The sequence below is a fragment of the Shimia marina genome, assembly GCF_001458175.1.
GTDB classification, from domain to species: Bacteria; Pseudomonadota; Alphaproteobacteria; order Rhodobacterales; family Rhodobacteraceae; genus Shimia; species Shimia marina.
In genome coordinates this window covers 1-7186 of sequence record NZ_CYPW01000034.1, presented here as the reverse complement: position 1 = coordinate 7186, position 7186 = coordinate 1, and the positions used below count along the sequence as shown (strand labels likewise).

At 59.9% G+C, this 7186-nt stretch carries 6 protein-coding genes; all 6 read right to left on the bottom strand.

The genetic code is table 11. The annotated features are described in order from the left end of the window. Positions 1-291: 291 nt before the first annotated feature. Positions 292-1704 (bottom strand): 3'-5' exonuclease, encoded by a 1413-nt coding sequence (locus SHM7688_RS17345; RefSeq protein WP_058241221.1) that lies wholly within the window; start codon positions 1702-1704, stop codon positions 292-294. Next, positions 1704-2225: a hypothetical protein gene (locus SHM7688_RS17340; protein ID WP_058241220.1), complete on the bottom strand. Its 522-nt coding sequence runs from the start codon at positions 2223-2225 to the stop codon at positions 1704-1706. The genes SHM7688_RS17345 and SHM7688_RS17340 overlap by 1 nt, the downstream gene beginning before the upstream one ends. An 18-nt stretch (positions 2226-2243) precedes the next feature. Next, entirely contained in the window at positions 2244-4079 is a 1836-nt protein-coding gene (locus tag SHM7688_RS17335; protein WP_058241219.1) for a DUF294 nucleotidyltransferase-like domain-containing protein, read from the bottom strand. A 169-nt stretch (positions 4080-4248) separates the two neighbouring features. Further along, positions 4249-6036 carry a sodium:solute symporter family protein gene (locus SHM7688_RS17330; RefSeq protein ID WP_058241218.1) on the bottom strand — a complete coding sequence of 596 codons (1788 nt, stop codon included), beginning with the start codon at positions 6034-6036 and terminating at the stop codon, positions 4249-4251. Between the two features lie 15 nt (positions 6037-6051). Further along, positions 6052-6312, bottom strand: coding sequence for a DUF4212 domain-containing protein (locus SHM7688_RS17325; protein WP_058241217.1), 261 nt, complete (start codon positions 6310-6312; stop codon positions 6052-6054). Between the two features lie 75 nt (positions 6313-6387). Further along, entirely contained in the window at positions 6388-7008 is a 621-nt protein-coding gene (locus SHM7688_RS17320; RefSeq protein WP_223229304.1) for an adenylate kinase, read from the bottom strand. Positions 7009-7186: the final 178 nt, after the last annotated feature.

Below are 7186 nucleotides of genomic sequence, written 5' to 3'. Positions count from 1 at the left end.
CAAATATATCAGAAAGATCAGTATATTACGCATGGTTCCTGTATGGGCATTTGCGCGCAAACCACTCAACAGTGGAAACGCTCAGGTAGATATGAGAGTAGAAATTAAGAGGGGGGGCAGGCAGCGGCTGCGGAGATAAACAGTGAAAGTGCGGCAGAAAGAGCCGCGAAACCACGTCGGTATTGCGTCTGTATCGCGTCGGTAATGCGGAGGTGGAAAAATCGTTAAGAAAAATAATTCATGCAACGCTTGCGCCGCGCCTCTCTGGGCGCAGACGCAGCGGTGTGAGGTTCAGTTCAGATCGTCAAGCAGGCGGCTGTGCTTGCGGGTCTGCTCCAGAACCTGCGCCAAGGTCTGGTAACCACGTGCTGCCAGCATTGGGAGCATCTTACACAGCACTTCGGCAGTGGCGATGGCGTCGCCCTTGGCTGTGTGGCGCACTTCTGGGGGGATCGTCACGCCAAGACGCTCACACAGCGCATCCAATGTGTGCTGTTCGGTGATGCCAAAGAGGACGGCGGACAGAAGCACAGTGTCGAGGATCGGCTGCGGCCAGGAGATATTCATCTCATTGCCGTGGCGCCGCATGAAAGCCATGTCAAAGGGCGCATTATGGGCAACGATGACAGCATCGCGCGCAAAGTGGTGGAAGGAGGTCACCGCCGTCTTGGGAGAGGGCGCGCCACGCACCATCGTATCTGTGATGTGATGCACGCGTGTGGATGCGGCAGGGATGGGACGACCGGGATCAATCAGGCTGTCGATTTCTTCGCCGCGCAGGATCTGATTGCGATACACCCGCACTGCGCCGATTTGCACCAACTCGTCCTTGTGGGGCAAAAGCCCGGTGGTTTCGCAGTCAAAGACCACAAAGGGGATTTGGTCGAGCGCACGGGAGGTGAGGTCGGAGGGCACGGAGTTGCTGAGAAGTTCAAAGTCAAACGTAAGAGGGCGTGTGTCTTCTGGCGCGATGTCTGCATGGGCTTCGTCGATCAGGATCAGGTAACTCTTTGCGTCCTCCAGAGGTTTGAGGCGGGCCTCAAAAGAGAGCAGCCCGTCGGCACTATGCGCTTCAAAGTGGGTTTCCTTGCCTGTCTTCACGAGTTGGGTGTGTGCTGCCAGCAGAGTCTTGCGATCCAGATAGTCGAAGATGGAGGCATCCAGACGGGGCGGTGCGATCTGTGCCAACGTGCCGGCGGCCTGACCATCGTAGAGTGCAATGCGATGCCCGGAGCCAATCAGCAGGATAGCCACGGGAATTTCTGTCAGCAGCGCGGTGAGCTGTGCGCGGTCGGTGGCGAGTGCGGCGGTGGCCTCGGCGATCTGGTCGGCCACATCTTTGGAGGTGCTGTCCAACTGGATGCTGATGGCCTCGGCGGCGGGGGCAAGATCACCAAGGTAGCGTGCGGCGTGCGTGTCGACCGTGGCGGCGACGCCTGCGTGGGCCCGCGCGCGCAGCGTGGTGGACAGTGCCATGATGGGTTTGGCGACGTTTTCATCAAACAGCAGCCAGACGCCCGCTGCCAGCCCGAGAAAGCCAAAGGCTGCCACGATGCCAGCCAGCACGAAGCCATTGGCGGTGCCGTCGGTTAATGCGCTGCGATAGCCCGTCATCAGGGCGAGCCCCATCACCACCAGCCCCCCCAGCGCCATCAGCGCAAAGAGCAGAAACATGCGCAGTCGCAGAGACAGGTGGCTGAACATCACGACACCTCGCAGAGCGCGGTCAGCAGCGCATCATCGGCGGCAGGGGAAACCCATTGCGCACCTGCGATGGTGCCATCGGCCTCAAAGGTGATTGCATCGACCAGCGCGGCGCGCCGACCTTTGGCGCAGTCAGCGGCCACATTGAGGCGATGCAGAGGCGACCAGCGCCCATAAAAATAGACCTGAGCCAGACGCATGTCGGGTTGGGCGCTGTTGGTTTGCAAAGATGCGGTGTCGAGTGCCACAAACCGTTCGGTCAGCGGCGCAAGATAGGTCCATGGGCGCCATGCGGCAGAGGTTTCTACGGTTTCGACCACTTCCAATCCTTCTGGCAGCGAAGCGGAGGTACGGGCATACCAGCTGTATTCCGAGCTGATGGTGGCGGCGATCATGGCAGCCCCAGCGGCCACAGGCGTGAGCCAGCGTGGCAAGCGGTTGCCGGTGACGCGCAGGATCACCATCATGAGGCCGGCACCAGCGACACCGGCGAAAATCACACCGAGCAATTCAATAAACATGGGTGGACTCCTTAGAGGTTAGCTCAATGCGTTTTTACCGTGGCCTATGGCAGATTGCAGAGATTTCACCACGACAAAAGCGTCGCGCAGATGGCTGCGTTCAAAATCTGAGAGGTCGGCGGGCGCAAGGAAGTTGTCAGGGGCATCAGCGGCCTGAATTTGACGCCACTGGTGTTGCAGTCGTGTCTGGGCGATCAGATCGTAGGCTGTGAGCAGATCGGCGGCCCCAGAGGGAGAGAGCCCGGCATGCCCAGAGAGCGCGGCGCGCAGGCGGGCGCGGGTGTTTGCGGCGGGCAATTGTCCCTGAAGGGCACAGAGGCGGGCCAGATCCACCACCGGCACCACGCCGTTGTGTTTCATATCCAACTGGTGCTTGTGTTCGCCTGAGCGGATGGTTGCCAGCCCGCGCAACAGCCCCAGAGGGGGGTGATGTTTGAGCGCGTTTGAGGCCATATGCGCCACAAAGATGGAGTTTTGCGCGGCGGCTTCGAGCGTGTCGGCCTGAAGCTCTGCAAAGCAATCCAGCGCGCCGCCGATTGGGCGCAGGTCAAACATGACGCTGGCGAGCATCTGGGCTTCGGGATTTGGGGTGGAGATCCAGTTTTTGAAATAGTCCTGCCATACGGCCAGCGGCTGACGCCAGCGGTCTGCTGTGGCCATCATATCGCCGGGGCAATAGACATAGCCGCAGGTGTTGAGCCCGTCGCAGACAAAATGGGCGAGTTTGTCAAAATAGCCCTGACGCATCTCTTCGGTGACGCTGTCATCTAGAATGAGGCAATTGTCCTGATCAGAGACACCGGTTTGTTCCTGACGGCCCTGAGAGCCGCAGGCCAGCCAGAGATAAGGCACCGGCGGTGGGCCAAAGGTCTCTTCCGCCAGCATGAGCAAGCGGCGGGTGACCGTGTCTGCCACATCCGTGATCAGGCGGGTGACGATATCGTGGCGGTGGCCCGCGCCGACGAGCTGGGCCAGCAGTTGAGGGATGCGGGCGGTGACCTCGGCCATTGCATGGGCGCTGTCTGCCTGGGCGATGTCGCGCACCATTTCGGCGCTGGTGACGGCCTGAAAGCGGGTGAGGTCGGTTTGTGTGACAATGCCGACCAGTTGCCCGGCATCCACGATCGGAATGTGGCCGATGCCATGTTCCATCATCAGGTGCAGCACGTCAGAGCCAATCGCAGAGGAGGGCAGGGTGCGGGGTGCAGGGGTCATGATCTCGGCCAGTGGCGTCTGGCGCGAGCGGTCTTCGGCCAGAATGCGTCCCACCAGATCGCCGGTTGTGAGGATGCCTTTGAGGTTGTCCTGATCCGTGATGCAGATTGAGGAGATGCCTGTGCTCTGCATGGTTTGCGCAGCGGTATGCGCGGTGTCTTCGGGCAAGAGCGTGACCGGGGTGCGGGCCATGATATCCGCCACTTCGGTGGTGGCGAGATCACTGGCCGGGGATTTGCGCAGCGCCGGGCTGGTGCGGTCAAAGAAGCGGCGCACTTGGGGGGCGTCATTGATCAGGGTCTGAAAGGCCTCGGTGGGCAGGATCAGCAGGGTACAGTCGCTTTCGCAACGCGCGGAGGTCGCGGCGGTGCCGTCGCGCAGCAGGCCACGTTCGCCAAAGGAGTTGCGCAGGCCCAGATGAGAGACAACAACGCCATTCTCGTCACAGATTTCGACGGTGCCATTATAGATGAGATAGAGGCCCGAGAGCGTATCCCCGAGCGTGTAAATTGGGGCGCCTGTGGGCAGGCTGATCCGCTCAAAAATGGGGGCCAGCGCCGTCAGGGCGTCTTCGGACAAAGTGTCGTAAGGGTGCACGGAGCGCAGAAAACGTGTGACTTGTTCGGCTGTAAGCGGCATAACGGCACCTTTTCACGGGGTGCGGGCTGCGGCAAGCGAATGGGGGCACCAGCGCTGGAGGCCTCCCGCGGTCTTTGGAGGAAAGTCCCACCCGGCAATGGCCGGAGGGGACAGGCATAAAGTGGCGGCAGGTACGGGGGGAGCCCTGCCGCCAGTGGGTGCTGGTGGCTCAGTGATCCTGAGCGGCACCAGCGCCGCGGGGAACGCGCACGCTTTCGACCAGTGCTTTGATCTCATCGGGTGTTTCTTTGGTCATGCTGGCTACGACGTAGGCAACTGCAAAGTTCACCGCTGCACCGATGGCACCGAAGCTTGTGGATTTCACAGTGCCCAGAAGCGGGTCAGCATCGGTGAAGGAGTTGGTGCCCGGAATGAACAGCCAGCCCTTGTGCAGGAAGATGTAGATCAGAGTGACGGTCAGACCTGCGAGCATGCCTGCAACCGCGCCGGTGTTGTTGATCTTGGTGGAGAAGATCCCCATCATCAACGCCGGGAAGATCGAGGCCGCCGCCAGACCGAAGGCCAGCGCCACGGTTTGCGCCGCAAAGCCTGGAGGGTTGAGACCCAGCCAAGTGGCCACCGCAATCGCCACAGCCATGGCAACACGTGCAGACAGAAGCTCACTCTTTTCAGAGATGTTCGGGTTGATCGCGCCTTTGATCAGGTCGTGGGACACGGCCGAGGAAATCGCCAGCAGCAGACCCGCAGCAGTGGAGAGCGCAGCCGCAAGACCACCCGCTGCCACCAGACCAATCACCCAAGATGGCAGGTTGGCAATTTCAGGGTTTGCCAGCACGAGGATATCACGGTTGAACTTGGTCAACTCGTTGCCTTCCCAGCCTTTTTCCGCTGCAATCGCCTGCAGATCCGCATTCTTGTCGTTGTAATACTGGATCTGGCCGTCGCCGTTCTTGTCTTCCCAATCCAGAAGACCGGTTTTCTGCCATGTGGCCATCCAATCATACTCTGCATCGTTCTCGATCTGCTGAACGGTCACAGCACCGCCGTCGATGCCGCCATTTGGCCACATCAGCTCAGAGATGTTCAGGCGTGCCATGGCACCAACCGCAGGGGCGGTCAGATAGAGCAAGGCGATGAACACCAGAGTCCAGCCCGCAGACCAGCGCGCGTCAGACACTTTAGGCACAGTAAAGAAGCGCATGATCACGTGGGGCAGACCCGCGGTACCGATCATCAGGCTCAGGGTGAACAGAACCATGTTGAAGGTATCGGCATGGTGCGCCGTATACTCCGCAAAGCCGAGCTCGGTCACAATCGCATCCAGTTTCGCCAGGAGCGGCTCACCAGAAGCGGCGTGTTCGCCAAACAGACCCAGCGCAGGAATTGGTGTGCCGGTCAGTTGCAGCGAGATGAAGATTGCCGGAATAGTGTAGGCTGTGATCAGAACGCAATATTGCGCCACCTGCGTGTAGGTCACACCCTTCATGCCGCCAAACACGGCATAGGCGAAAACCACACAGGCACCGATCAGCAGACCTGCGGTGTTGGACACTTCCAGGAAGCGGCCAAAGGCCACGCCCACACCGGTCATCTGACCAATCACATAGGTGGTGGAGGCCACGATCAGACAGACAACCGCAACAATACGCGCGGTCTGGCTGTAAAAGCGGTCGCCGATGAATTCCGACACGGTGAACTTGCCGAACTTACGCAGATATGGCGCAAGCAGCAGTGCCAGCAGCACATAGCCACCGGTCCAGCCCATCAGGAAGGAAGAGTTGTCATAGCCGGTAAAGGCGATGAGGCCAGCCATGGAGATGAACGAGGCCGCAGACATCCAGTCCGCAGCGGTCGCCATACCATTGGTGACCGGGTGAACGCCGCGTCCGGCGGCGTAAAATTCAGATGTGGATCCCGCACGGGCCCAGATCGCGATGCCGATGTAAAGCGCGAAGGACGCGCCCACAAACAGCAGGTTGATGGCAAATTGGCTCATTGTCCCTCTGGTCCCTTATTCTTCGTCAACGCCGTGTTCGGCGTCGAGTTTGTTCATCTTCCAGGCGTAGAAAAAGATCAGTGCCAAGAAGACAAGAATGGAGCCTTGCTGGGCAAACCAGAAGCCAAGGTCAGTGCCGCCAACGGAGATACCCGCCAGCATCGGACGCAGCAGGATGCCGAACCCGAAAGAGACCAGCGCCCAGATGACGAGGCTGATCAGGATGATGCGCACATTGGCAGACCAATATGCGGCGTTTGATGAGTTGTCAGACATGTACTGTCTCCTCCCTCTCGATGAAGTTCCTCCACATCTGCCCCCCTCGATGAGAGGGGGCGCAGATGCATCCCTTTACGCGCTCGCCTGAGAGACGATCGCGGCAAGTTCTCCTGCGATGGCGTCGATCTCGCCCATCGCATCCACAGGCTTGAGCACGCCTTTGCTTGCGTAATAGTCAATCAACGGGGCTGTCTGGGCATGATAGGCCTCAAGCCGCTGCACCAGAGTTTCCTCGTTGTCGTCCGCCCGCACGGGCTGACCTGCGGCGCGCGCCTGTTCGGCGCGGTGCAGGATACGTTCCACAAGGATCTTGTCGTTGACCTGAAGTTCAATGGCCGCGCTCAGGGTCACGCCGGCCTCTTCCAGCAGGGCCCCCAGCGCATCTGCCTGTGCCAAGGTGCGGGGGAAGCCATCAAAGATGAACCCTTTGGCCTTGGTGTCAGACAGTTTTTCCTTGATCAGGCCGATCACGATGTCATCGGTGACCAACTCGCCACGCTCCATGACCTCAGCCACACGTTTGCCCAGTTCAGAGCCGCTGGCCTTCGCCTGACGCAGCATGTCGCCGGTTGAGAGCTGAACAAGCCCATGTGTTTTGACGAGCAATTCTGCCTGTGTGCCTTTGCCGGCCCCGGGAGGGCCGAGCAGAATGACATTGACCATGCGGGTGAGTGTTTCGCTTTGTGCTGACATCTGCTCTCACCCTTTGTTCATACGGTTTTCGATGAGATCATCGACGACAGTTGGATCTGCGAGTGTTGATGTGTCGCCGAGGGCGCCGTAGTCGTTTTCGGCGATTTTGCGCAGGATGCGGCGCATGATTTTGCCGGAGCGGGTTTTGGGCAGGCCCGGTGCCCATTGGATCAGATCC

What these genes read in the sequence shown, in the direction of transcription:
- SHM7688_RS17325 (WP_058241217.1), bottom strand. Translation starts at nt 6,312, where the DNA reads ATGTCTGACAACTCATCAAACGCCGCATATTGGTCTGCCAATGTGCGC.
- SHM7688_RS17335 (WP_058241219.1), bottom strand. Translation starts at nt 4,079, where the DNA reads ATGCCGCTTACAGCCGAACAAGTCACACGTTTTCTGCGCTCCGTGCAC.
- SHM7688_RS17340 (WP_058241220.1), bottom strand. Translation starts at nt 2,225, where the DNA reads ATGTTTATTGAATTGCTCGGTGTGATTTTCGCCGGTGTCGCTGGTGCC.
- SHM7688_RS17330 (WP_058241218.1), bottom strand. Translation starts at nt 6,036, where the DNA reads ATGAGCCAATTTGCCATCAACCTGCTGTTTGTGGGCGCGTCCTTCGCG.
- SHM7688_RS17345 (WP_058241221.1), bottom strand. Translation starts at nt 1,704, where the DNA reads ATGTTCAGCCACCTGTCTCTGCGACTGCGCATGTTTCTGCTCTTTGCG.
- SHM7688_RS17320 (WP_223229304.1), bottom strand. Translation starts at nt 7,008, where the DNA reads ATGTCAGCACAAAGCGAAACACTCACCCGCATGGTCAATGTCATTCTG.